At 63.5% G+C, this 22,874-nt stretch carries 17 protein-coding genes and 1 tRNA gene; 9 read left to right on the forward strand and 9 right to left on the reverse strand.

Annotation, left to right across the window (positions count from 1 at the left end):
• Positions 1-36: 36 nt before the first annotated feature.
• The 3 genes from A3AC_RS0117520 to A3AC_RS0117530 are packed head-to-tail and all read right to left on the reverse strand — an operon-like array spanning position 37 to position 2,061.
• Entirely contained in the window at positions 37-978 is a 942-nt protein-coding gene (locus A3AC_RS0117520; RefSeq protein ID WP_025600455.1) for a cytochrome c oxidase assembly protein, read from the reverse strand.
• A gap of 18 nt (positions 979-996) precedes the next feature.
• The gene (locus tag A3AC_RS0117525) at positions 997-1,473 is read right to left on the reverse strand and encodes a copper chaperone PCu(A)C (RefSeq protein WP_232231956.1); all 477 of its coding nucleotides are present in this window, start codon (positions 1,471-1,473) and stop codon (positions 997-999) included.
• Positions 1,474-1,482: 9 nt separating this feature from the next.
• Positions 1,483-2,061 (reverse strand): SCO family protein, encoded by a 579-nt coding sequence (locus tag A3AC_RS0117530; protein ID WP_035475327.1) that lies wholly within the window; start codon positions 2,059-2,061, stop codon positions 1,483-1,485.
• A gap of 496 nt (positions 2,062-2,557) precedes the next feature.
• Here A3AC_RS0117530 and otsB point away from each other — a divergent pair, with 496 nt between their 5' ends.
• The gene (gene otsB / locus A3AC_RS0117540) at positions 2,558-3,307 is read left to right on the forward strand and encodes a trehalose-phosphatase (RefSeq protein WP_025600460.1); all 750 of its coding nucleotides are present in this window, start codon (positions 2,558-2,560) and stop codon (positions 3,305-3,307) included.
• A 94-nt stretch (positions 3,308-3,401) separates the two neighbouring features.
• A complete protein-coding gene (otsA, locus tag A3AC_RS0117545; protein WP_025600462.1) occupies positions 3,402-4,862 on the forward strand; it encodes an alpha,alpha-trehalose-phosphate synthase (UDP-forming) in 1,461 nt (486 codons plus the stop codon).
• 100 nt (positions 4,863-4,962) lie between these two features.
• Here the strand turns inward: otsA and A3AC_RS0117550 are convergent, their stop codons facing one another.
• On the reverse strand, positions 4,963-6,834 hold the full coding sequence (locus A3AC_RS0117550; protein ID WP_198018002.1) for an ABC transporter ATP-binding protein: 1,872 nt from the start codon (positions 6,832-6,834) through the stop codon (positions 4,963-4,965).
• Between the two features lie 680 nt (positions 6,835-7,514).
• On the opposite strand from A3AC_RS0117550, the gene A3AC_RS0117555 reads away from it, so the two are divergent.
• From A3AC_RS0117555 to A3AC_RS0117565, 3 genes are all read left to right on the forward strand, one after another.
• Entirely contained in the window at positions 7,515-8,579 is a 1,065-nt protein-coding gene (locus A3AC_RS0117555; RefSeq protein ID WP_025600464.1) for a glycosyltransferase family 4 protein, read from the forward strand.
• A gap of 279 nt (positions 8,580-8,858) precedes the next feature.
• On the forward strand, positions 8,859-9,713 hold the full coding sequence (locus tag A3AC_RS0117560; RefSeq protein ID WP_025600466.1) for a hypothetical protein: 855 nt from the start codon (positions 8,859-8,861) through the stop codon (positions 9,711-9,713).
• Positions 9,714-9,861: 148 nt separating this feature from the next.
• Positions 9,862-10,326, forward strand: coding sequence for a DUF2214 family protein (locus tag A3AC_RS0117565; RefSeq protein WP_025600467.1), 465 nt, complete (start codon positions 9,862-9,864; stop codon positions 10,324-10,326).
• A 72-nt stretch (positions 10,327-10,398) separates the two neighbouring features.
• Here A3AC_RS0117565 and A3AC_RS0117570 read toward each other — a convergent pair whose 3' ends face one another.
• The 5 genes from A3AC_RS0117570 to A3AC_RS0117590 all read right to left on the reverse strand — a co-directional run bounded on the left by A3AC_RS0117570 (position 10,399) and on the right by A3AC_RS0117590 (position 15,031).
• Positions 10,399-12,279, reverse strand: coding sequence for an ABC transporter ATP-binding protein (locus A3AC_RS0117570; protein WP_025600469.1), 1,881 nt, complete (start codon positions 12,277-12,279; stop codon positions 10,399-10,401).
• A gap of 498 nt (positions 12,280-12,777) precedes the next feature.
• Positions 12,778-12,852: transfer RNA gene (locus A3AC_RS0117575), tRNA-Val, on the reverse strand.
• A 48-nt stretch (positions 12,853-12,900) separates the two neighbouring features.
• Complete coding sequence (gene dnaQ, locus A3AC_RS0117580) at positions 12,901-13,635, reverse strand: DNA polymerase III subunit epsilon (protein ID WP_025600470.1); 735 nt, start codon at positions 13,633-13,635, stop codon at positions 12,901-12,903.
• 77 nt (positions 13,636-13,712) lie between these two features.
• The gene (gene rnhA, locus A3AC_RS0117585; RefSeq protein WP_025600472.1) at positions 13,713-14,159 is read right to left on the reverse strand and encodes a ribonuclease HI; all 447 of its coding nucleotides are present in this window, start codon (positions 14,157-14,159) and stop codon (positions 13,713-13,715) included.
• Entirely contained in the window at positions 14,156-15,031 is an 876-nt protein-coding gene (locus A3AC_RS0117590; protein WP_025600473.1) for a class I SAM-dependent methyltransferase, read from the reverse strand. Before A3AC_RS0117590 ends, rnhA begins: the two co-directional genes overlap by 4 nt.
• A 19-nt stretch (positions 15,032-15,050) precedes the next feature.
• Between A3AC_RS0117590 and gloB the strand changes: the two genes are divergently transcribed.
• The 4 genes from gloB to carB all read left to right on the forward strand — a co-directional run bounded on the left by gloB (position 15,051) and on the right by carB (position 22,789).
• On the forward strand, positions 15,051-15,842 hold the full coding sequence (gene gloB / locus A3AC_RS0117595) for a hydroxyacylglutathione hydrolase (protein ID WP_025600474.1): 792 nt from the start codon (positions 15,051-15,053) through the stop codon (positions 15,840-15,842).
• Between the two features lie 156 nt (positions 15,843-15,998).
• A complete protein-coding gene (locus A3AC_RS0117600; protein ID WP_025600475.1) occupies positions 15,999-17,669 on the forward strand; it encodes a transglycosylase SLT domain-containing protein in 1,671 nt (556 codons plus the stop codon).
• A gap of 605 nt (positions 17,670-18,274) precedes the next feature.
• Positions 18,275-19,429, forward strand: a complete 1,155-nt coding sequence (gene carA / locus A3AC_RS0117605) for a glutamine-hydrolyzing carbamoyl-phosphate synthase small subunit (RefSeq protein WP_025600477.1) — start codon at positions 18,275-18,277, stop codon at positions 19,427-19,429.
• Between the two features lie 105 nt (positions 19,430-19,534).
• Positions 19,535-22,789, forward strand: coding sequence for a carbamoyl-phosphate synthase large subunit (carB, locus tag A3AC_RS0117610; protein ID WP_025600478.1), 3,255 nt, complete (start codon positions 19,535-19,537; stop codon positions 22,787-22,789).
• Positions 22,790-22,874: the final 85 nt, after the last annotated feature.

A 22,874-nucleotide genomic window follows, 5' to 3' on the forward strand; every position in this document is an offset into this window, starting at 1 on the left:
CATCGGCGCCCGTTCCGGCGACTCGCTAGCCGCGGGCTACCCGCGACTTGCTTCAGTTGCCGAAGCGGTCTTCGCGGCAAGCGCATTGGTAACGTTCGTTGTATTCGCGGCATTGGTTGCGTCGGCAGCGCTGGCACTGTTGCCGGCCGTCACGCGACGTTCGCCGTGCAAGCGTCCACGCGCGGACAAACGCATCCAGTGCCGCAGAGCCACCAGCGCGCCGATTACGCTCATCATCGAACCGGGAATCCACAGCAGTAGCCCGCCGATCTGTTGATCGCGCATCGGGCTCAGCCATGTGAATGCGCGGCCGCAGATCGAATAGATCGGATACAGTTCGCGCGGCGTAAAGAAGATCAACGCCCCGAGCACGATCTGCGGCGGAATCGCGGCGATCACCACCAGCACGCGCTTGCCGGGCGACAGACGCGCGGGCGGCGCGGGGCGCGGATCGAGCACGAGCCACCAGAACAACAGGCCGTCGATCACCATGCTCCAGTTCATGACGCGATAAAGCCGCCAGTCGAGCATCGCGACAAAATGGACCGGCGACATCAGCCAGAAGTAGATCAGCCCGACGAAGAGGACTACCGCGACCACCGGATGCATGACGACATCCAGCACCTTGCGCACGGCCGGCGTCGCCAGTGCGGGCCGTACAAACTGCTGGCGCCAGCCAAATGGAATGCTCGCGCGCAATGCCGCGCCCGGATACGACAGCGCGATAAAGAACGGCCCGAGATGATGCAGCACCAGATGCTGCGCGCGATGCATGAAGAACTCATGCTCGAAGAAATAATCGAGTCGCGTGTGCAACGCGACGTACAACGCCACCAGCCCGAACCAGAAGGAGATGCGCCGCGCCATCGACAGCTTCGCCTTGCGCGCGCCACGCACGAACAGAATCGCGGGCACGAGCAGCGCGATCACGACCGTCGGCGAAAATTCCCAAGGATCAAGCCAGTAGAGCAGGTTCATTGCTGCGCCGGGTGCTGCTTACTTGGTCTGCGCGGGCGACTTGACCGCGAAGGGCGTGTCGAGCGTGGCGCCGTCGGAGAATTTGAGCTTCAGGTGCACGGTGTCGCCCGGTGCAATCTTATGCTTCGCGTCTTCGAGCATCACGTGATAGCCGCCGGGCGCGATCGCGACCTGGCCGTGCGCGGGCACCGTCAGCTTGTCGACCATCACCATTTTCTGCGACGAGCCGCTCGACACCGTCTGATGCAGCATCGCGTCGCCATAATCGCTGCTCGATATATCGACCAGATCCACCGGTTTGTCGCCGGCATTCACGAGCGTCACGTAGCCGGCCGCCGGCAGGTTGTTCGGCAGCCAGCGCACCCAAGCGTCTTTGGCGGTGATCGCTTGCAAGCCGGCAGCCTGGGCGTGGCTCGCGAACGCGAGCGAGAGCGAGAGGGCAACGGCGCCGGCAAACGCGGACAGGGTGCGAACTTTGGTCGTGATCTGGATCATGGTTAAAGGTCAGGAGCGTTGATCGACGATGCGGCGCAGGTCTTGTGCGATCGCATCGGGCGTGTCTGTATCAGTGGCGAGCAGGCGCGCATGGCCTTGCGCGTCGAACACGTAGACGGCGGAACTATGTGTGACTTCGTAATTGCCGTTCGGGTCGCGCTTCTCCATCTGATAGGCAACCCGGTAGCGCTTGGCGAGCGACTCGATCTGCCAGTCGGTGCCGGTGAGACCCTCGGCATGCTTCGAGTCGAATGCGCCGACGTAGTCGTGCAGGGCCTGCGGCGTGTCGCGCGCCGGGTCGACGGTAATAAAGAGAATGCGCACCTTCTGCGCGTCGGGGCCCAACTTGTCGAGCACCTGCATCAGCCGTCCCATAGTTTCAGGGCAGACGTCCGGACAATGCGTGTAGCCGAAGTAGACGAGCGACGTGCGCCCCTTGAACGAAGCGCCAGTGACGGGGCGGCCGTCGTCGCCTGTCAGCGAGAAATCGAGGTCGGGCAAATGACCGCTTACGTTCGTCAGATGCCACGGCTCCGCGCGACTGGTGCAGCCGGCGAGCGCAATCATGGTGAGCAATGCGGCGGCCATGACCGTCGACGCCGACCGGCGCGCACGGCTAGCGCCCGGCGCGGAGGCCAGGCCAGGTTGCAGCCGTCGCAGTGAGATGATCGGGAACAAAGCGGTTGTCAATGACTCGATTGAAGAGCGGCGCGTTGCCACCGGGCGTTCACTCTGGCCCAGCCCGGGCCTACGCGTCGCGGCGCGAGCAGATTGCGATAGTGGACAAAAATCGCCGTAACGCCAAAGTCCCGTGTGGCTGCGACTGTATCGCAAAATGACGGATGGCGTCGCCGCACGCCCACTGGCGCGTGGCTTGCGAGGCAATTTGACGCACATGGTTGAAAGCTGGCTGAAGCCGGATCGTTGCCGTTTTGAACGCAATTCGCGCGGGCGCGCCACGATTCAGCCGCTGCTCCGCGCTGCGGCATTTGCGGCCCGGCTTCCTTTCTCGAAAAATTGATGGATGCGCGGTAAGATGCGCACACTTTTCCGGCTGCATAAGGCCGAAAGGCAAAATGACCCGATGCAGGCACTTCCAGCTTTTCTGTCTCCGAGCGAGACCGCGTTTTTCTTCGATTTCGACGGCACGCTCGTCGAGCTCGCGCCCACGCCCGATGGCGTGCAGGTGCAACCTCGCGTCATCGAACTGCTTGGCGAACTGCGGCGCCTGACCAACGGCGCCGTCGCGGTGGTGTCGGGGCGCGGCATCGACAGCATCGACGCTTTCCTCAACATGCCGGACCTGCCGATTGCCGGTTTGCACGGCGCCGAGCGGCGCGATGCGAACGGCGACACGCAACGCATCGGCTTTCACGACGAGCGGCTGCTGCGCATGGAGCAGGTGCTGGCCGAGGTGGTCAACGCAAACCCCGGCATGCTGCTAGAGATCAAGGGCGCGGCGCTTGCGCTCCACTATCGCAACGCGCCGGACCGCGAGCCGGCGGCGCGCGAGGCAACCCAGCGGCTGGTCGCGGACTATCCGAACTCGTACGTGCTGCAGCCCGGCAAGATGGTCTACGAAATCAAGCCGAAGGATGTGGACAAAGGCCGCGCGCTGCGTGCGTTCCTGGACGAGCCGCCGTTCGTCGGACGCAAGCCCGTTTTTGCGGGCGACGATCTGACCGACGAGAAAGGCTTTGCGGTCGTCAACGAGCGCGCCGGACTGTCGATCAAGGTCGGCGCGGGCAAGACGACGGCGCAGGCGCGCATCGAGTCGGTGACCGCGCTGCTCGACTGGCTGCAGGCAGTGGTTGCGGCCGCGCGCGACGCATGACGCGCGGGTCGCCAGGGCAGCAACGCTTGCGACGCGCACGACATAGCACGTGATATAGCAGGACAACGACGTATTACATCGGGGACAGTGCTTCATGAGCCGACTGATTATCGTTTCGAACCGGGTCGCGCCGATCTCGGAGGGCGGCCCGGCGGCGGGCGGTCTGGCGGTCGGCGTGTACGACGCACTCAAGGAAACCGGCGGCATGTGGTTCGGCTGGAGCGGCGATGTGCTGAGCTCCGGCCAGCCGCAGATCAAGGTCGAAGAGCGCGGCCCTGTGACGTTCGCGACCATCGCGCTGATGCGCCGGGATTACGACCAGTACTACCGCGGTTTTTCGAACGCCACGCTGTGGCCGGCTTTCCACTATCGGGCCGATCTGCTGCATTACGACCGGCATGATTTCGAGGGCTATTGCCGCGTGAATGCGTGGCTCGCGCAGCAACTCGTGCCGCTTCTGCGCGAAGACGACGTCATCTGGGTCCACGACTATCATCTGATTCCGTTTGCCGAGGCGCTGCGTGCGGCCGGCGTGAAGAACCGCATCGGCTTTTTCCTGCATATTCCGTTTCCGGCCTCGCAAGTGCTGCTTGCCGTGCCGCCGCATCGCGAACTCGTGGAAGCCCTCTGTTCGTTCGATCTGCTTGGCTTTCAGACGGCGCCGGATCTGCGCGCGTTCTGCGACTACATCGTCAACGAGGCGAACGGTACGGTGGACGCATCGTCGGACGGCCCACTCGCCATTCATGCGTTTGGCCGCACCTTGCGCGCCGCGGCCTACCCCATCGGCGTATATCCGGACGAGATCGCCGAACTCGCGAAAGCGGGCGAGCGCGGCAAGCCGGTGCGCACGATGAAAGCGACGCTGCATTCGCGCAAGCTCATCATGAGCGTGGACCGCCTCGATTATTCGAAGGGACTGGTCGAGCGTTTCCGCGCGTTCGAGCGTCTGCTCGAGCACGCAACGGCGCAGCGCAACAAGGTGTCGTTTCTGCAAATCGCGCCGCCTACGCGTGCCGACATGCATGCCTATCAGGACATCCGGTTGCAACTGGAAGGCGAGTCGGGCCGCATCAACGGGCGCTTCGCGGAGCTGGACTGGACGCCGATTCTCTACATCCACAAGCAATATGAACGCTCGGTGCTCGCCGCGCTGTTTCGCACCGCGCACGTCGGCTATGTGACGCCCTTGCGCGACGGCATGAACCTCGTCGCAAAAGAGTACGTGTCGGCGCAGGATCCGGAGAATCCGGGCGTGCTCGTGCTGTCGCGCTTTGCCGGCGCCGCCCAGGAACTGGACGGCGCGCTGATCGTGAATCCTGTCGACATCGACGGCATGGCCGACGCGCTCGCGCGAGCGCTCGAGATGCCGCTTGCGGAGCGCCAGGCACGACATCGGGACATGATGGCGCAATTGCGCGAGAACAATGTTTCGGTCTGGCGCGACAACTTCATGCGCGATCTGCAGCGCGCCGATGGTGCAACGCGCACCGCGAGCGCGCGCTCGCGCGCCCGGGTTGGGAAGAAAACCGCGCGCGAACTTCTCGCGAGCTAGCTGCGCGCAGGCACGCGTTCGGAAAACGAAAAAGCCGCTGAAAAGCGGCTTTTCTGTTGGCGATCGAGCCGCCTCGCGGTCGTTGCGGGCGGCGCGCGGCTCAGATCACATGCTGTTCGTCGACCTTCTTGCCGCCGATGTGCAGCGTCGTGCCTTTGCCGTATTGCTTCGAGAGCAGATCGCGATAGAGGCCGGGGCGCTGGCGCAGTTCGTCGGGGCTACCGTCGTCGATCACCTTGCCCGCGCTCATCACGATGATGCGGTCGAAGTTGTGCAGCGTGGACAGGCGGTGCGCGATCGCAATCACCGTGCGGCCTACCATGAGCCGGTCGAGCGCCTTTTGAATCGCTTCTTCCGATGCGCTGTCGAGCGCCGACGTGGCTTCGTCGAGCAACAGGATCGGCGCGTTCTTCAGGATTGCGCGTGCGATCGCGATGCGCTGGCGCTGTCCGCCGGAGAGCTTCACGCCGCGGTCGCCGACAATCGTATCGAAGCCTTCCGGCATCGCCTCGATAAAGTCCGTGCAGCGCGCTTCGCGCGCCGCCGCCAGGACTTCCTCTCGGGTCGCTTCGGGGCGGCCGTACGCAATGTTCTCGTACACCGTGCGGTGAAACAGCGAGATATCCTGCGGCACCAGTGCGATCGTATGGCGCAGGCTGTCCTGCGTGATGGTGGCGATGTCCTGGCCGTCGATCTTGATCGCGCCGCCCTGCGTCTCATAGAAACGCTGCAAGAGGGCGAGCACCGTCGACTTGCCCGCGCCCGACTTGCCGATCAGTCCAACGCGCTGACCCGGTTCAATGTGCAGATCGAAATGATCGAGAATCGGCCGGCGGCGCGGATACGCGAACGTCACACCTTCGAAGTCGACACGCCCGCCTTGCGGCACGAGTTCGGTGGCGCCGTCGCGATCGGGCATGCCGTGCGGCTCGAGCAGCGTGCGCACGGCTTCCGCGAGACGCGCAATGTGCTGCGTGACGTCCACCAGCGCGACCGCCAGATCGCGCGTGCCGTGCAGAATCGTGAAGCCGAGCGAACTGACGAGCACGATGTCGCCCGAAGTCGCCTTACCCTGATCCCACAGCACGAGCGCCCAGCCGAGCAGACCCGCCGACAGCAGCGCGGTGATCACGGCGTGCAGAAGGCGCAGCTTTTCCAGATACAGAAGACTTTGCTGACGCGCGTCCATCTCCGCCTTGACGGTCGCGCCGAACCGCTGTTGCTCGCGAAAGGTCATGCCGAACGCGCGCACGAGGCCCATGTTGCTGATTACGTCGACGAGCTCGCCGTCCACTGACGCCGCCCGCGTCGCGAAGTGATGGTGCCGCACCGAACCGCGGCCGGCGAGCTTGTAGAGGACCACCGACAGTATCGCCGAGCACAGCATCAGGCCGCCCGCCATCAGCGGGTTCACCGCGATGATCATGACGATCGCGCCGAGCACGGCGATGCACGGCGGCAGCACATTCCAGGCAGTGGTGTTTTCCGCCGTGTAGACCGCGTTCGAAGTCGCAGTGATCCGGCTTGCCAGCATGCCGGGCTGCTTCTCCGAGTAGTAGGTCGGCGAATGCCCGCTCAGATATTGGAAGAGGTCGCGCCGCAAGTCTCCGGTCACGGCCACGAACGTGTGGGCCGCGACCCAGCCGCCGACCCGCCACAGCAGGTTGTCTGCCGCGATCAGCCCGACGAGGATCGCGAACGCGCCCCACAGCGGCCCAGGATGATGCCGGCCGGTGCCGAGCACATCGATAAGATGCTTGATCGCGTACTGCGAAGCGAGCGCACAGCCCACGGCCGCTATCACGCTGCACAGCACGGTCGCATGAGCGAGCGGATGGCGGCGGATAAAACGGAAAACGAACGCAAGCGGCCTGTGCGCATAGCTCGCGAGCTTTGCGTTCTGGGCGTTGCGCTGGGCGATGGTCAAATGTTCCAATTGATCGAGAGGTCGGTGTGGTTCGGGGGTGTGCATGCAAGGCATGGGCCACGCGATAAAAGCTTCGCGGCGAAGCCAATGCTTCGCATTGTAAACATGCAAAGACGATTGCGCCCTGTGTATCCGGGCTTTTGGCGCGATTGATGTCGCGATGGACGTCCGCGATCTACCTCTTGCTCGACAGACTGCAGCGGCAAGGGTTCACGCTGATCGCGGAATGTTCGGGATATACTTACAAATTGCATTCAGCCCGGGCGCTGGACTCTCTTCAACCGGTGCCGGCAAGATTGGCACAAAGCGCTTGCAAGGCGAGGCCGGCGAGCGGCGTGAGACTCGCGAGGCTCGCGTCGGGGGCCAGTCGCTACTGTAGAACTGTCTTTCAAAACAAGGGTTTGCAAAGTGTATCCCCCTTGTAACAAGGTAAAGACTTTGAAATGTTGTGGCGCAGCAAGGACCCCGGCACCGATAATGCATGCGCTCTAAACCCTTGCGGAAATTTCTGACAGTTTGTCAACGTCGGGCACGGTTGTGCGTTTACCGCACAGGCATGGACGGCGATCGCCGTCCGGGCTACTTAAACTGAAGCGATCTATCGCAGGATATCTCGAGAGAATCAGGCCCGCGCCGGCGTGTGCGGCCCGACTGCCCTGGCGAGCAAGCGAGTCGCTTTTACCAAACGCAGTACTTTTGCCGGTTTTTACGAGGAGTTTTCCATTATGCGAATCGCTCAAATCGCTCCGTTGCACGAGGCGGTTCCTCCCAAGCTGTACGGTGGTACGGAACGTGTGGTCTCCTATCTGACCGAAGCGCTGGTCGAGCAGGGCCACGACGTCACGCTCTTTGCGAGCGGCGATTCGCAAACCTCGGCAAAGCTCGAAGCCTTCTGGCCGCAAGCGCTGCGCCTCGATCCCACCATCCGCGACGTAATGGCGCCGCACATGCTGCTGCTCGAAGAAGTGCGCCGCCGCGCGGAAGAATTCGACGTGCTGCATTTCCACATCGACTATTACCCGTTCTCGCTGTTCGCGCGTCAGCCGGTGCCGTTCCTGACCACGCTGCACGGCCGTCTCGATCTGCCGGAACTGCAGCCGATCTTCAACACGTTCAGGGACGTGCCGGTCGTGTCGATTTCGGACAACCAGCGCATTCCGCTGCCGCAGGCGAACTGGTTGCAAACCGTGTATCACGGCCTGCCGGAAGACGTGCTCCGGCCGATCCCCAACGTCGAGCCCGGCTATCTCGCATTCCTCGGCCGCGTTTCGCCGGAGAAGGGCCTTGACCGCGCGATCCGCATCGCTGGCCAGGCAGGCATGAAGCTGAAAGTGGCAGCCAAGATCGACAAGGCCGACCGCGCTTATTACGAAGAAGTGATCAAGCCGCTCATGGCGCTGCCGCATGTCGAGTACATCGGTGAAATCGGCGAAGCTGAAAAGCGCGAGTTCCTCGGCAACGCGCATGCACTCGTGTTCCCGATCGACTGGCCGGAGCCCTTCGGTCTCGTGATGATCGAAGCGATGGCGTGCGGCACGCCGGTGATCGCGTTCAATCGCGGCTCGGTGCCGGAAGTGATCGAAAACGGCGTGTCGGGCTTCGTCGTCGAAGACGAAATCAGCGCTGTTGCGGCGCTCAAGCGCCTGCATACGCTGCCGCGCGAAACGGTGCGCAAGGCGTTCGAAGCGCGCTTCTCGTCGAAGGTGATGGCGCGGAACTACGTCGCCACGTACGAAGAGCTGCTGCGTCAGAAGCACCGCACGGTGCTGCGCGAAGTGAACGCGAACTAAGCGCGAACCAAGCGCGAACTAAGCGCGCGCCGGACCGGAAGCTGCCGGTCAGGCAAACAGGTTCGGCGGATATGGCGCCTTTGGGCGCTTCGCCCGCCACCCGCAACGCCCCGCTTGCAAGCCGCTCGCGGGGCGTTGTTGCGTGCACGCCGCGTTTTTTCGCGTTCCGCGATGCAAACTGGGTGTTTCAGGCGGCCAGAGCCAGCCACCTTTCGTAATATCCCTATAATGGCCGAGCCGCAAATTTGGCTGCGGCGCCGCCGACGACAGGAGGATGCCTTGGCGAGAACGAAAGAGACGCGTGCGAATGCCGCGCCCGGCGCCGGAACGATTTTCGCGTTGCGCGCCATCGGTCTCGTGCTCCTCGCCCGCTGGCTGTTTTCGATGTCGGACATGGATCTGACGTCGTCGCTTTCGGCCATGGCGTCGTCGCCGTGGGCCTGCATCAACCTGGTCTTCCTGTTCCTGCTGATCTTTCTGCCGGGCGCGCGAGCGGTTGCAGAGCGTCCGTTTCATCCGTTGCCACAGTGGCTGCGGCAAGCGCTGCGGCTCTTCGCGTTCCTTGGGTTTCTGTTCGCGGTGTGGACCGTCAGCGCATTCGCCGTTAGCGCCGGCTGGCGCCGCGCCGCGCAAACGGTCGCGGCGACGAACGGCTGGCTGCTGGCCGCGCCGGCAATGTATGCGGCGGTTTTGTGGATCTGCCGGCCGCGCGCGCTGTGGCGCACCAACATTGCCGCGCGCCGTTTCGCGATCGGGCGCTACGCCGTCTCGCTGGATCCGCTTACGCGTACCGTGAGCGTGTGGGCCGAGCGTCGCAAGGTGGGGCAGTACGATGCGCGCGAACTCTCGGTGCGCTGGGCGGACGGTGCAGGCACGCGCTCTGCGTCGTCGCCCGCGCCGCTGGTCGCGCTCCACGCCGCGGGCGATACCCTCGCAACGGCTGCGCCCCCGCACAGCAGCGGCGCGCCGTCGCTCGCGCGCGCGGCGTTCGGCCGGCGTCCGAAAATCGAATTGCTGTGGGATTCGCCGGCTGCGGCGGGTCACAACCGGCAAACGGTATTCCGCGCCGCGTTGACGACCGAAGGCGATCGCGTGGCCGCACGCGCGCTCGACAGCACGTTGCGACAGGTCTAAAGGCTGCTGTGTGCAGTCGGTCACATGTTCTGACCGATGAACGCGTTGTAAAGTAAGCCGTGGTCGATAATGAAACGAAGATGCCGCCCGCGCCCGACGCTGCGCGGGCGATAACAATCGATGTGCCGTGTCGTTTGCAGGAGTCGCTATGCTGGTTCGCTGGTTACTTGCCGCTCTTCATCTGCTTGCTTATGGCTTTGCGCTTGCGTCGATTCTGCGGCGCACGTGGTCGCTGCGCCGCGCGGCGGTGCCGGCCGCGTTGCGCTCGGTGTTCCGTGCGGATACACGGTGGGGTCTGTCCGCACTGGTGCTAATCATCACTGGACTGATGCGGGTTTTCGGTTCGTACGAGAAGGGCGCCGACTACTATCTCCACGAGCCGCTCTTTCACGTCAAGATGGCGCTGCTTGTGGCAATTCTCGCGCTCGAAGTGCCGTCCATGCTCGCATTGATGCGTTGGCGCGCGTCGATACGAAAAAACGAGGCGCCGGATCTGCACAACGCGCGCCGTTATGCGCACCTGAGCGTGATCCAGACCGTCCTGCTGGTGCTGATGGTATTCGCGGCGACCGGCATGGCGCGCGGCATCGGTTTGCCTTCGGGCGCGGTGTGAACAGGCGGCGCACCTGCGCAATGGGCCTTCAATAAAGGCAGTTCCGCGTGACGCGCGCCCGCTTTGCTGTTCTTACTTGCCAACCAGCAAGCTCGAATCGTCGACGGCGGCGCTCCGCACGCGCGGTGTTTGATGCCTAACCGGCGGCGGTTCGCTCAAGCCCTTGATCAACTCCAACGCCTGACGCTCGAAGAGCCGGCGGTACACGCCGTTCTCGAGACCGATCAGCGTTTCATGGCTGCCTTCTTCGATCACCTTGCCCTTGTCGAGCACGAGCAGGCGGTCGAGCGCGCGCACAGTCGAAAGGCGGTGGGCGACGACCAGTGTCGTGCGGCCCAGCATCAGCCGCTCCATTGCCTGCTGGATCAGCACTTCGCTTTCGCTGTCGAGGCTCGAGGTCGCTTCGTCAAGGATCAGGATGCGGGCGTCCGCGAGAAACGCCCGCGCGATGGCTACCCGCTGGCGTTCGCCGCCCGAGAGCTTGATGCCGCGCTCGCCGACCAGCGTGTCATAACCATGGGGCAGGGCGCTGATGAAGTCGTGCGCGTTCGCAAGCCGCGCGGCCTGCTCGATCTCGGCGCGGGTCGCGTCGGGCCGCGCATACGCTATGTTCTCTGCCAGCGAGCGGTGAAACAGCACCGGCTCCTGCTGCACGATGGCAATCTGGCTGCGCAACGACGCCTGCTTCACCCGCGCGATGTCCTGGCCGTCGATCGTGATGCGGCCTCCCGACACGTCGTAGAGACGCTGAATGAGCTTGATGAAGGAGGTCTTGCCCGAGCCCGAATGGCCCACCAGCCCAACGCGTTCGCCGGGCGCAATGCGCACGGAGAAGTCGCGATAGAGCGGGGCGGCGTTCGCGCCATAGTGGAACGTGACGTCCTCGAAGCGGATCTCGCCTTTGCCGATCGCGATGGGACCGGCGCCCGGCCGGTCTTCAATGCCGAGCGGCTGACGCTCCAGCGACACCAATTCCTCCATGTCGTTGACGGAGCGCTGCAGGTTGCGGATGTGCATGCCGACATCGCGCAGATAGCCTTGCAGCATGAAGAACATCGTCAACGCGAACGTGATGTCGCCGACGCTCGCCTCGCCGCGCAACCACAGCACCAGAGCCGCGCCAAGAATGGCGGTCTGGATCGCCACCAGCATCGCGCCCTGCACGCCGCCGTTGATCGTGCCGCGGGTCCACGTGCGCCGCGTGCGGTCGCGCCACTTGTCGATCACGCGCGCGAGCAGCAGTTCTTCGCGCGCTTCGGCGCCGAACGCCTTGACTACGCCGTTGCAACTCACGGCGTCCGCGAGCGCGCCGCCCATGCGCGTATCCCACGCATTGGCGAGGCGTGCGGCGGGCGCCACATAGCCGAGCGACAGCGCGACCGTCACCGCGATATAGAGCACGGATCCGATGCCGACCACCGCGCCCATCATCGGCCAGCGCCAGCCGAGCAGCAGCGTCGCGCCCGCGAGCATGATGAGCGACGGGAACAGCGCGATCAGCAGCGTGTCGTTGAGCAGGTCGAGCGCCCACATGCCGCGCGTGATCTTGCGCACCGTCGAGCCGGCAAAGCTGTTCGCGTGCCAGTCGGTCGAAAACCGTTGCACGCGATGAAACGCGTTGGCGGCGATCTCGCTCATCATCTTGAGCGTCAGCTTGATGATGTTGAAGTACATGCCCTGGCGCAGCAAAGTCGCGCCGAGCCCAAGCGCGGCGAGCACGCAGAATGCCGTGATGGCCGCCTGCCATGCGCTGCCGCGCGCGGCCGGGCCGGACGCAATGGCGTCGACGAGGTGGCCGGCGAACATCGGCGTGAGCACGTCAGCCACAGCGGCGAGCATGACGAGCGCCGCAATCACGACGATGCGCCACGGCTGTTGCGCCCAGTGATGGAAGGTGAAGCCGAGGACGTCCTTGAAGGCTTGTCCGCGAAAGTCGAGTTTTTTTCCGGTCATTTTGTGACAACCCGAGAGCGCGTGGCGCAGCGGGGTTCCAGTCAAAAGCAGGATGAAGAGATAGTGGAAGCGCGCTGCCGAACGGCAATCAAGCTGCAAGCAATGAGCTGCAAAGCGAGCCGTGGACTATCTGGAATTGCGCGGAGCGCCTTTTCAGGCTGCGCCGCGGAAAAGGCTGAGTCAGCGACCAGCCAGCGACAGGCAGGAGCGTCGCGGGACTATGTCAGGGACGGCCATATGCACTGCGAACATGTGACGCCTCCCTGTAGTCAATGAGGTGGAGAAAGTAGACCGAGCGAATGCCCGAGCACTGACTATATCAGCACCGTTTTGCCCTCGCAATCGACGAGGTTTCGGTGTTGACGGCGCTGCTAATTGCAGAACAGCCGCAGAACCACCAAACGATACCGCCTGAGCAAAAGTGAAAACCAAAACGGAAAAGGGCTCACGCATTTCTGCATGAGCCCTTTGTCTTCGGTGATCGACACACCAAGAATCTGGTGGGTAGTACTGGGATCGAACCAGTGACCCCTGCCGTGTGAAGGCAGTGCTCTACCGCTGAGCTAACCACCCGAAGAGATTGAGATTATGTCAGCGATTTTCGCGCTCGTCCAGCATTTTTTAAGCGGCTTGCTCATCCGAGACCGGTGCGGGTTCGAGGCGCCAAACGCTCGTGCGCTTGATCGCCTTGTCTAGCCCGTCGAGCACGGCTTGATGCGCGGCGAACTCCTCGTCGCTTGCCCGGATAACCACGAGATCCAGCGAGTCGATCGACACCCGCGGCGCATGCGCTTCGCCGCCGGCATGCGATTCCCCGAGCATGTCGATGACGAGGCTTTCCTGGCCGCGCGTCATCGCGAGATAAACCTCCGCGAGCAGTTCCGAGTCGAGCAGCGCGCCGTGCAGCGTGCGGTGCGCATTGCTGATGCCGAAGCGATCGCACAGCGCATCGAGTGAATTGCGCTTGCCGGGGAACATCTGCTTGGCGCGCGCGAGCGTGTCGATGATCTCGCCGCAATAGGTGCTCACGGGCGGCAGGCCGAGCAACGCGAATTCCGCATCCAGAAAGCCGATGTCGAACGGCGCGTTATGAATGATCAGGTCCGCGCCCTGGATGAAGTCGCGAAACTGGTCGGCGATTTCCGCGAACTTCGGCTTGTCGCTGAGGAACTCGGTAGTCAAGCCGTGCACCGCCAATGCGCCAGGATCGCTGTCGCGTTCAGGATTGATATAGAAGTGCAGGTTGTTGCCGGTGAGCCGCCGGTTCACCAGCTCGACGCAACCGAGTTCGAGGATGCGGTCGCCGGTGCGGGCATTGAGGCCAGTGGTTTCGGTGTCGAGAATGAGTTGACGCATGTCGGATTAGCTTTGCCTCAGAAGTTGCAGCCGGAAATAAGCGGGAGAGATGAGCGCGCCGCGCCGGCGGCTTCGCGTCATAGTTCCGCGAGCGACGCGACGCCGCGGTTGGCGAGCTGATCGGCGCGCTCGTTCTCCGGGTGGCCGTTGTGACCGCGTACCCAGCGCCATTCGATTTCGTGTTGCGCGACAAGCGAATCGAGCCGCTTCCACAAGTCCGCGTTCTTCACCGGCTGCTTTGCGGCGGTCACCCAGCCTTTCTTTTTCCAGCCGTGAATCCATTCGCTGATGCCTTTCTGCACGTACTGCGAATCGGTATGCACGACGACCTTGCACGGACGCTTGAGCGCTTCGAGCGCGGAGATCACGCCCATCAGTTCCATACGGTTGTTGGTGGTATTGGCTTCGCCGCCGAACAGCTCTTTTTCCTGATCGCCGAAACGCAAAAGCGCGCCCCAGCCGCCGGGGCCTGGGTTGCCCTTGCAGGCGCCGTCGGTATAAATGTCGATGATGTTTGCGGTCATTGAGTGTGGTTGCGTGTATTCGGAGTGGCGGCGGGCGTGAGGCCCGCGGCGAGGACGGGTTTTTTCACCTTCAGCGGCCCGACGAGGCGCATGCCGCGCACGCGCTTGATCGCCTTGATCATGTAGGTCGCGCCGAAGATCGGCCACCAGCGGTCGCCGGCGGCTTCCATGAAACCGTAGCGGGACAGCCATTGCTCACTGTCGAGCGGCGGACGATAGCAGCCGAAGCGCCCGCGCTCAAGGTCGAAGCCGAGCAGCTTGATCCAGTCTTTCAGACGCGTGAAGGCGATCAGGTCGACGGCCGCGGGCACGAACGGCCGGCCGGTCATCTTGCCGACCGATTGCCGGGCGCCCCACAGCGACAGCGAGTTGAAGCCGAGAATGATCAGCTGGCCTTCCGGCATCAGCACGCGCTCGGCTTCGCGCAGCAGGCGGTGCGGGTCGCTGGTGAATTCGAGTGTATGCGGCATCACGATCAGATCGACGCTTTGCGCCTCGAAAGGCAGGTCGAGCAGGTCGCACCAGACAGCGCTGCGCCCGCCAGGCGCGGGCAGGGGCGCGAAGGCGCCGCGCGCGGGCCCGTGCAGCGCGCCGTGGTCCACCCCGTTGCCCGCTCCGTTCCCGGCATGCGTAGCCGCCCGCGGAAAACTGTAGGGCGCGCTCGCGCCGCTGGCGGCGTCCAGCACCAGCCCGCGGCAGGGCATGCGATTTTCGCGCAACGCGTCGAGCTGCGGCAGGCCCAGTTGCAGCGCGTGGTAACCGAAAACGTCCGAGACCACCCGGTCGAGCTGGGTCTGTTCCCACTCGAGCACGTAGCGGCCAGGCGGCGAATTCGTCCAGGCGGGCCAGTCTATAATCGCTCGGTCAGTCATATCAAAGAATGCGTCGCCTATGAATGCGCTCGAGTACGTACCGGTCCCGGCGTTTGAAGACAATTACATCTGGGTCGTTTCCGACGGACACCATGCGGTAGTCGTCGATCCGGGCGAGGCCGCTCCGGTTCGCGCCTATCTGGCCAAACGCGGATGGCGGCTGAGCGCTATTTTACTCACGCACCATCATCAAGACCACGTCGGCGGGGTAGCCGATCTGCTGAATGGCCAGGCCGTTCCCGTCTACGGGCCCGCCGGCGAAGCGATCGAGCATGTCACGCATCGTCTGAAAAATGGCGATCGGCTCAAGATTGCCGAGCCCGCGCTGGAGTTCAGCGTACTCGACGTGCCCGGCCACACGAGCGGCCACATCGCCTATTTTCAGGCGGCTGATCCGGGCGGCACGCCTCACGTGTTCTGCGGCGACACGCTGTTTGCCTGCGGATGTGGCCGGCTCTTCGAAGGCACGCCGGCGCAGATGCTCGCGTCGCTCGACTCGCTCGCCGCACTGCCGGGCGCGACCCAGGTTCATTGCGCGCACGAATACACCTTGTCCAACATCCGCTTTGCGCTCGCCTGCGAGCCGGGCAATGCGCAACTGCAGGCCTGGCGCGACACGGCGAGCGACTTGCGGGCGCGCAACCGGCCGACGCTGCCCACCACCATCGCACACGAACGCGCGGTGAACCCCTTCTTGCGAGCGGACAGTCCGGCTGTTCGGGCATCCCTTGAGGCACAACTGCACGAGAAGGTATCCGACCGGCTGGCAGCATTCACGTTGATGCGCGAATGGAAAAACCGCTTCCGCTGACCTGACCGGCTTTGGGGTCTTGCTCAAGCGAAGAATCGGAAGAATTCGCCAAGCCCTAGATTTGCTTGATTTTTTTGTCAATTTCCGATTGACGTTTAGGTTGCGGTTTCGTACTATCGGCTGCAAATTCCAGCCCTTGTGGAAGCCGAGACGTTCATGCGATTTATCTTTAGTGCGTTGCTGGTCCTGACGCTCGCCGCCTGCGCGAGCCAGGGGCCAACGACGGTCAGCCCCACCACCGCAACAAATCCCGCCAGCCAGCAAGCCGTAGCCGACGCACTCCGCAAGACAGCCACCGCCAAAGAAACCATCAACGTCGACCAGGGCTCCGTCACGCAGTTGACGAGCGCGGACGCCGATTTATGGAGCCGTATCCGGCGCGGTTTCCAGATGCCCGACTTGCAGACCGACCTGGTCGACATGCAGGCCAACTGGTATGCGCAGCGTCCCGACTACGTGCAGCGCATGACCGAGCGCTCGCAGAAGTACCTGTATCACATCGTCGAGGAACTCGAGGCGCGCCATATGCCGACCGAGCTCGCGCTGCTGCCGTTCATCGAGTCGGCGTATAGTCCGCAGGCTTTGTCGGTCGCGAAGGCGGCCGGCATGTGGCAGTTCATGCCGGGCACCGGCCGCACTTACAACCTCAAGCAGAACATGTGGCAGGACGAGCGCCGCGACGTGCTCGCGTCCACCAGCGCAGCGCTCGACTACCTGTCACGTCTGCACGACATGTTCGGCGACTGGCAGCTTGCGCTAGCCGCGTACAACTGGGGCGAGGGCAATGTGCAGCGCGCCATCGCGCGTAACGAAGCGGCGGGCCTGCCCACAGACTATCTGAGCCTGCGCATGCCGAACGAGACGCGCAACTACGTGCCGAAGCTGCAGGCGGTCAAGAACATCGTGATGAACCCGCAAGTGTACGGGCTCACGCTGCCGTCCATTCCGAATCACCCGTATTTCGTGACGGTCACCACCTCGCACGATATCGACGTGGACATGGCCGCCAAGCTCGCCAACCTGTCGCTCGACGAATTCCGCTCGCTGAACCCGTCGTTCAAGAAGCCGGTGATTCTCGGCGCGACACAGCCGCAGATCCTGCTGCCGTTCGACAATGCCAGCGCGTTCGAGCGCAATCTGAAAACGTACTCGGGTTCGCTGTCGTCGTGGACCACTTATACGGTCACCGAGCGTTCGGCGCCGGCGGCAATCGCGCAAAAAATCGGCGTGGACGCCGATACGCTGATGGAAGTGAACAAGATTCCAGTGGGCATGCGTCTGAAGCCCGGTTCGACGATCGTCGTGCCGCGTGGTTCTGACGATGACGAGGACATCAGCGCCGACGTCGCGGAAAGCGCCGTGCTAGCAATGGAGCCGGACGTTCCCGATACCCGCAAGATGCTGATCCGCGTGCGCCGCAATCAGTCGATGGCGGCTATCGCGCTACGTTACGGCGTGTCCGTCGGCCAGTTGAAGGCGTGGAACCGCACGCATCGCGATAGCGTGTCGCGCGGCCAGGTCGTCGTTCTGCACGTGCCGGTCGGCAAGGCTATCCCGAGCGAGCCGGGGCCTGAGCGCATCGCGACCGACGTCGAAGGTGGCGGCGTGCAGAAGATCGGCACGCGCGTCGGAGGCTCGAAGCACGAATCGCGCAACGACACGAAGAAGGGCAGGGGTCACTCCGCCGTGGTGAAGGTGTCCGAGCCGGTCGCGAAATCCGCTAAATCGAAAGCGGCTGCAGTGCCTGCGGGCAAGGTGACGAAGGTGTCGGCTTCCACGTCCAGCAAGGCGACGAAGAGCGCGGCCAGCACGAAGAAGAGCAAGTGATGCGGCAAGACCTCCGTTGAGGCTTCTGCCGGCGGACGATCCTACCGTCCTCTGACATGTTTTTTGACTCCGTCACCGCGTGTGACGGCGTTTTTCATTGCGCGCGGTGTAGTGGCGGCCCAGCCATCAACCGGCGGCGCCCGCCGTCGATTGTGCGCAGCGGGACCGTTGATGCGTATCTCAAGCAACTGGGAAGATGCACTCGGACGCTGTCTCGAATCGGCTGGCGCCGATCCGGTCAGGTACGGCGCAAGCCGCTTACAGTAAGGCTTTCACCGGTTCAGCGAGTACCGGCGTGCGCCCGCCGAGCCATCTCAGATTTGGAGCCGAAGGCGGTTTCAGGCTATAATTACAAGGTTTGAGCTTATCAACCCGCACCCTAGCGCCTACCTCTCCCATACCGTTCATCCGCCGCGCGCCACAGGCGTAGCAAGAAGGGCCCGCACCTGGCCGATTCGTCCACACCATGGACCCATCGCGCGCCCCTTGCGACGTCAATGGCAGTACGCGAGCGAGTCTGCGCGCGCATCTCACGATGCTGTCCGCTGCGGCTCGCAAACCGGATAGGCAGGTCGGCAACAGGGTGTTCCCCCAAGGAGTCTCCCGTGTTGCCGTCATTTTCTCCCGCTCTGCTCGCGCTCGCCGACGGCACGGTCTTTCGTGGTTATTCGATCGGCGCCCCCGGGCATACCATCGGCGAAGTCGTCTTCAATACGGCTATCACCGGCTATCAGGAAATCCTGACTGACCCGAGCTACGCGCGCCAGATCGTGACCCTCACGTATCCGCATATCGGCAACGTCGGCGTCAATGCCGAAGACGTCGAAGCGACGAAAGTCCATGCCGCCGGGCTGATCATTCGCGATTTGCCGGTCCTCGCGTCGAACTTCCGCATGGAGCGCACGCTCACCCAGTACCTGCAGGACGAAGGCGTGGTCGCCATCGCCGGGCTCGACACCCGTAAGCTGACCCGCGTTCTGCGCGACAAGGGTGCGCAAAACGGCGCGATCGTCGCCGGTTCGGACGACGAAGCAAAGGCCATCGAACTCGCACGCTCGTTCCCGGGCCTCGCGGGCATGGACCTCGCGAAGGTCGTGTCGACGAAGGAAACCTACGAGTGGACGCAGACTGAATGGCGCCTGGGTGACGGCTACGGCAAGCAGAACGCGCCGAAGTACCGCGTGGTCGCGTTCGACTACGGCGTGAAGTACAACATCCTGCGCATGCTGGCCGAGCGCGGCTGCCACGTCACCGTGCTGCCGGCGCAAGCCTCGGCGGCCGACGCGCTCGCGCTCAATCCGGACGGCATTTTCCTCTCGAACGGCCCCGGCGACCCGGAGCCGTGCGACTACGCTATCGAGGCCACTAAAGAGCTGATCGAGCGCGGCATTCCGACGTTCGGCATTTGCCTCGGCCATCAGATCATGGGTCTCGCGCTCGGCGCCAAAACCGTCAAGATGAAGACCGGTCACCACGGCGCGAACCATCCGGTGAAAGATCTGGAAGACGGCCGCGTGGTCATCACGTCGCAGAACCACGGCTTTGCTGTAGATGCCGACACGCTGCCCGCCAACGCCAAGGTTACGCACGTGTCGCTGTTCGACGGCACGCTGCAAGGCTTCGCGCTTTCCGACAAGCCGGCGTTCTGCTTCCAGGGCCATCCGGAAGCGTCGCCGGGTCCGCACGACATCGCGTATCTGTTCGACCGCTTCACCGCGTTGATGGACGCGAAGAAGGCCGGCAAGACGGCAGCCGCATAAACAGCAGCCCGGCGAAAAGCAGCGAGAGGCAAAGCGCGCGCCACTTGTGACTCACAGGCGGCGCGCGCAGACGGAAAGAATTCAGGAATATTTAGCGAGAGCGTTATGCCCAAGCGGACAGACATCAAGAGCATCCTCATTATCGGCGCGGGTCCGATCATCATCGGCCAGGCGTGCGAGTTCGATTATTCGGGCGCGCAGGCATGCAAGGCGCTGCGTGAGGAAGGCTACAAGGTCATTCTCGTCAACAGCAATCCGGCGACGATCATGACCGACCCGAACACGGCCGACGTGACCTACATCGAGCCCATCACGTGGGAAGTGGTCGAGCGCATCATCGCGAAGGAGCGCCCGGACGCGATCCTGCCGACCATGGGCGGCCAGACCGCGCTGAACTGCGCGCTGGATCTGCACGCGCACGGCGTGCTCGAGAAGTACAACGTCGAGCTGATTGGCGCGTCGCCGGAAGCCATCGACAAGGCGGAAGACCGCCAGAAGTTCAAAGACGCGATGACGAAAATCGGCCTCGGTTCGGCCAAGTCGGGCACTGCGCATTCCATGGAAGAAGCGCTGCAGGTCCACGCGCGTATCGCCGCGGAAACCGGCAGCGGCGGCTATCCGGTCGTGATCCGTCCGTCGTTTACGCTTGGCGGTTCCGGCGGCGGCATCGCGTACAACCGCGAAGAGTTCGAGGAAATCTGCAAGCGCGGCCTCGACCTGTCGCCCACGCGCGAGCTGCTGATCGAAGAATCGCTGCTCGGCTGGAAAGAGTACGAGATGGAAGTGGTCCGCGACAAGAAGGACAACTGCATCATCGTCTGCTCGATCGAAAACCTGGACCCAATGGGCATCCACACCGGCGACTCGATCACCGTCGCGCCGGCGCAAACGCTCACGGACAAGGAATACCAGGTGCTGCGTAACGCGTCGCTGGCGGTGCTGCGCGAAATCGGCGTGGACACGGGCGGCTCGAACGTGCAGTTCTCGATCAATCCGAAAGACGGCCGGATGATCGTGATCGAAATGAACCCGCGCGTGTCGCGTTCGTCGGCGCTGGCGTCGAAGGCAACCGGTTTCCCGATCGCGAAGGTCGCGGCGAAGCTGGCAGTCGGCTACACGCTGGACGAGTTGAAGAACGAAATCACCGGCGGCCAGACCCCGGCGTCGTTCGAACCGACTATCGACTACGTCGTCACGAAGATCCCGCGCTTTGCGTTCGAGAAATTCCGCGAAGCCGATTCGCGCCTGACCACGCAGATGAAGTCGGTCGGCGAAGTCATGGCGATTGGCCGCACGTTCCAGGAATCGTTCCAGAAGGCGCTGCGCGGTCTGGAAGTCGGCGTCGACGGTCTGGACGAAAAGACCACGAATCGCGACGAGATCATCCGCGAGATCGGCGAGGCGGGCCCGGACCGCATCTGGTACGTGGGCGACGCATTCCGCATCGGCATGACGGCGCAGGAAATTTTCGAAGAGACGTCGATCGACCCGTGGTTCCTCGCGCAAATCGAGCAGGTCGTGCTGAAGGAAAAGGCGCTGGCCGGCCGCACGCTGGCAAGCCTCTCGAAGGAAGAGTTGAAGTATCTGAAACAGAGCGGCTTTTCTGACCGGCGTCTCGCGAAACTGCTCGGCGCGAAGCCGGCGCAAGTGCGTCAGCGTCGTATCGAGCTGAACGTGCGGCCGGTGTACAAGCGCGTTGACACCTGCGCTGCCGAGTTCGCGACGAAAACCGCGTACATGTACTCGACCTACGAGGAAGAGTGCGAAGCGAACCCAACGAACAACAAGAAGATCATGGTGCTGGGCGGCGGCCCGAACCGGATCGGCCAGGGTATCGAGTTCGACTACTGTTGCGTGCACGCCGCGCTCGCCATGCGCGAAGACGGCTACGAAACCATCATGGTCAACTGCAACCCCGAAACCGTTTCGACCGACTACGACACGTCCGACCGTCTGTACTTCGAATCGCTGACGCTCGAAGACGTGCTTGAAATCGTCGACAAGGAAAAGCCGGTCGGCGTGATCGTGCAGTACGGCGGCCAGACGCCGCTGAAGCTCGCGCTAGATCTGGAAGCCAATGGTGTGCCGATCATCGGCACGTCGCCAGACATGATCGACGCGGCCGAAGACCGCGAGCGTTTCCAGAAGCTGCTGCAGGACCTCGGCCTACGCCAGCCGCCGAACCGCACAGCGCGCGCCGAAGACGAAGCGCTCAAGCTCGCCGACGAAATCGGCTATCCGCTGGTGGTGCGTCCGTCGTACGTGCTCGGCGGCCGCGCGATGGAAATCGTCCACGAGCCGCGCGACCTCGAGCGCTATATGCGCGAGGCCGTGAAGGTGTCGAACGATTCGCCGGTGCTGCTCGACCGCTTCCTGAATGACGCGATCGAATGCGACGTGGACTGCATTTCGGACGGCGAAGCCGTGTTCATCGGCGGCGTGATGGAGCACATCGAACAGGCGGGCGTGCACTCGGGCGATTCGGCTTGCTCGCTGCCGCCGTATTCGCTGTCGAAGGAAACCGTGGCTGAACTGAAGCGTCAGACCGGCGCGATGGCCAAGGCGCTCAACGTGGTGGGTCTGATGAATGTGCAGTTCGCGATCCAGCAGGTTCCGCAGGCTGACGGTTCAAAGCAGGACGTCATCTACGTGCTCGAAGTGAACCCGCGCGCTTCGCGCACGGTGCCGTACGTGTCGAAGGCGACCAGCCTGCCGCTCGCGAAGATCGCGGCGCGCGCCATGGTCGGCCAGAAGCTCGCGCAGCAAGGCGTGACGAAGGAAGTCGAGCCGCCGTATTTCAGCGTGAAGGAAGCGGTGTTCCCGTTCGTCAAGTTCCCCGCGGTGGATCCGGTCCTCGGACCCGAAATGCGTTCGACCGGCGAAGTGATGGGCGTGGGTCGCACGTTCGGCGAGGCGCTCTTCAAGTCGCAGCTCGCAGCGGGCTCGCGTCTGCCGGAGTCGGGCACGGTGCTGTTGACCGTGATGGACGCGGACAAGCCGAAGGCCGTCGAAGTCGCGCGCATGCTGCACGAGCTCGGCTACCCGATCGTGGCCACCAAGGGCACGGCGGCCGCTATCGAAGCGGCCGGCGTGCCGGTGAAGGTCGTCAACAAGGTGAAGGACGGTCGTCCGCACATCGTCGACATGATCAAGAACGGCGAGATCGCGCTGGTCTTCACCACCGTCGACGAAACGCGCGCCGCGATTGCCGATTCGCGCTCGATCCGCATGAGCGCGCAGGCGAACAAGGTCACGTACTACACGACCATGTCGGGTGCGCGCGCGGCCGTCGAAGGTCTGCGCTACCTGAAGGACCTCGAAGTCTATGATTTACAAGGCTTGCACGCTCGCCTAAACTAAGGCTTCGAATACCTGTCTTGGATGTAAGTGCCGCGGTTAAGCGGCGTTTCGCAGGTGCTGTGGCCTGGGTTTTCCCCGGCAACCG

This window comes from Burkholderia sp. WSM2230 (assembly GCF_000472445.1).
Classification (GTDB): Bacteria; Pseudomonadota; Gammaproteobacteria; order Burkholderiales; family Burkholderiaceae; genus Paraburkholderia.

Bases quoted from the DNA above. Each gene is read 5' to 3' on its own strand.
- otsA (WP_025600462.1), top strand. From the start codon at position 3,402: ATGAGCCGACTGATTATCGTTTCGAACCGGGTCGCGCCGATCTCGGAG.
- A3AC_RS0117600 (WP_025600475.1), top strand. From the start codon at position 15,999: ATGCGATTTATCTTTAGTGCGTTGCTGGTCCTGACGCTCGCCGCCTGC.
- A3AC_RS0117520 (WP_025600455.1), bottom strand. From the start codon at position 978: ATGAACCTGCTCTACTGGCTTGATCCTTGGGAATTTTCGCCGACGGTC.
- A3AC_RS0117555 (WP_025600464.1), top strand. From the start codon at position 7,515: ATGCGAATCGCTCAAATCGCTCCGTTGCACGAGGCGGTTCCTCCCAAG.
- A3AC_RS0117565 (WP_025600467.1), top strand. From the start codon at position 9,862: ATGCTGGTTCGCTGGTTACTTGCCGCTCTTCATCTGCTTGCTTATGGC.
- A3AC_RS0117550 (WP_198018002.1), bottom strand. From the start codon at position 6,834: ATGCACACCCCCGAACCACACCGACCTCTCGATCAATTGGAACATTTG.
- A3AC_RS0117590 (WP_025600473.1), bottom strand. From the start codon at position 15,031: ATGACTGACCGAGCGATTATAGACTGGCCCGCCTGGACGAATTCGCCG.
- gloB (WP_025600474.1), top strand. From the start codon at position 15,051: ATGAATGCGCTCGAGTACGTACCGGTCCCGGCGTTTGAAGACAATTAC.
- carB (WP_025600478.1), top strand. From the start codon at position 19,535: ATGCCCAAGCGGACAGACATCAAGAGCATCCTCATTATCGGCGCGGGT.
- rnhA (WP_025600472.1), bottom strand. From the start codon at position 14,159: ATGACCGCAAACATCATCGACATTTATACCGACGGCGCCTGCAAGGGC.
- A3AC_RS0117570 (WP_025600469.1), bottom strand. From the start codon at position 12,279: ATGACCGGAAAAAAACTCGACTTTCGCGGACAAGCCTTCAAGGACGTC.
- A3AC_RS0117530 (WP_035475327.1), bottom strand. From the start codon at position 2,061: ATGGCCGCCGCATTGCTCACCATGATTGCGCTCGCCGGCTGCACCAGT.
- dnaQ (WP_025600470.1), bottom strand. From the start codon at position 13,635: ATGCGTCAACTCATTCTCGACACCGAAACCACTGGCCTCAATGCCCGC.
- otsB (WP_025600460.1), top strand. From the start codon at position 2,558: ATGCAGGCACTTCCAGCTTTTCTGTCTCCGAGCGAGACCGCGTTTTTC.
- A3AC_RS0117525 (WP_232231956.1), bottom strand. From the start codon at position 1,473: ATGATCCAGATCACGACCAAAGTTCGCACCCTGTCCGCGTTTGCCGGC.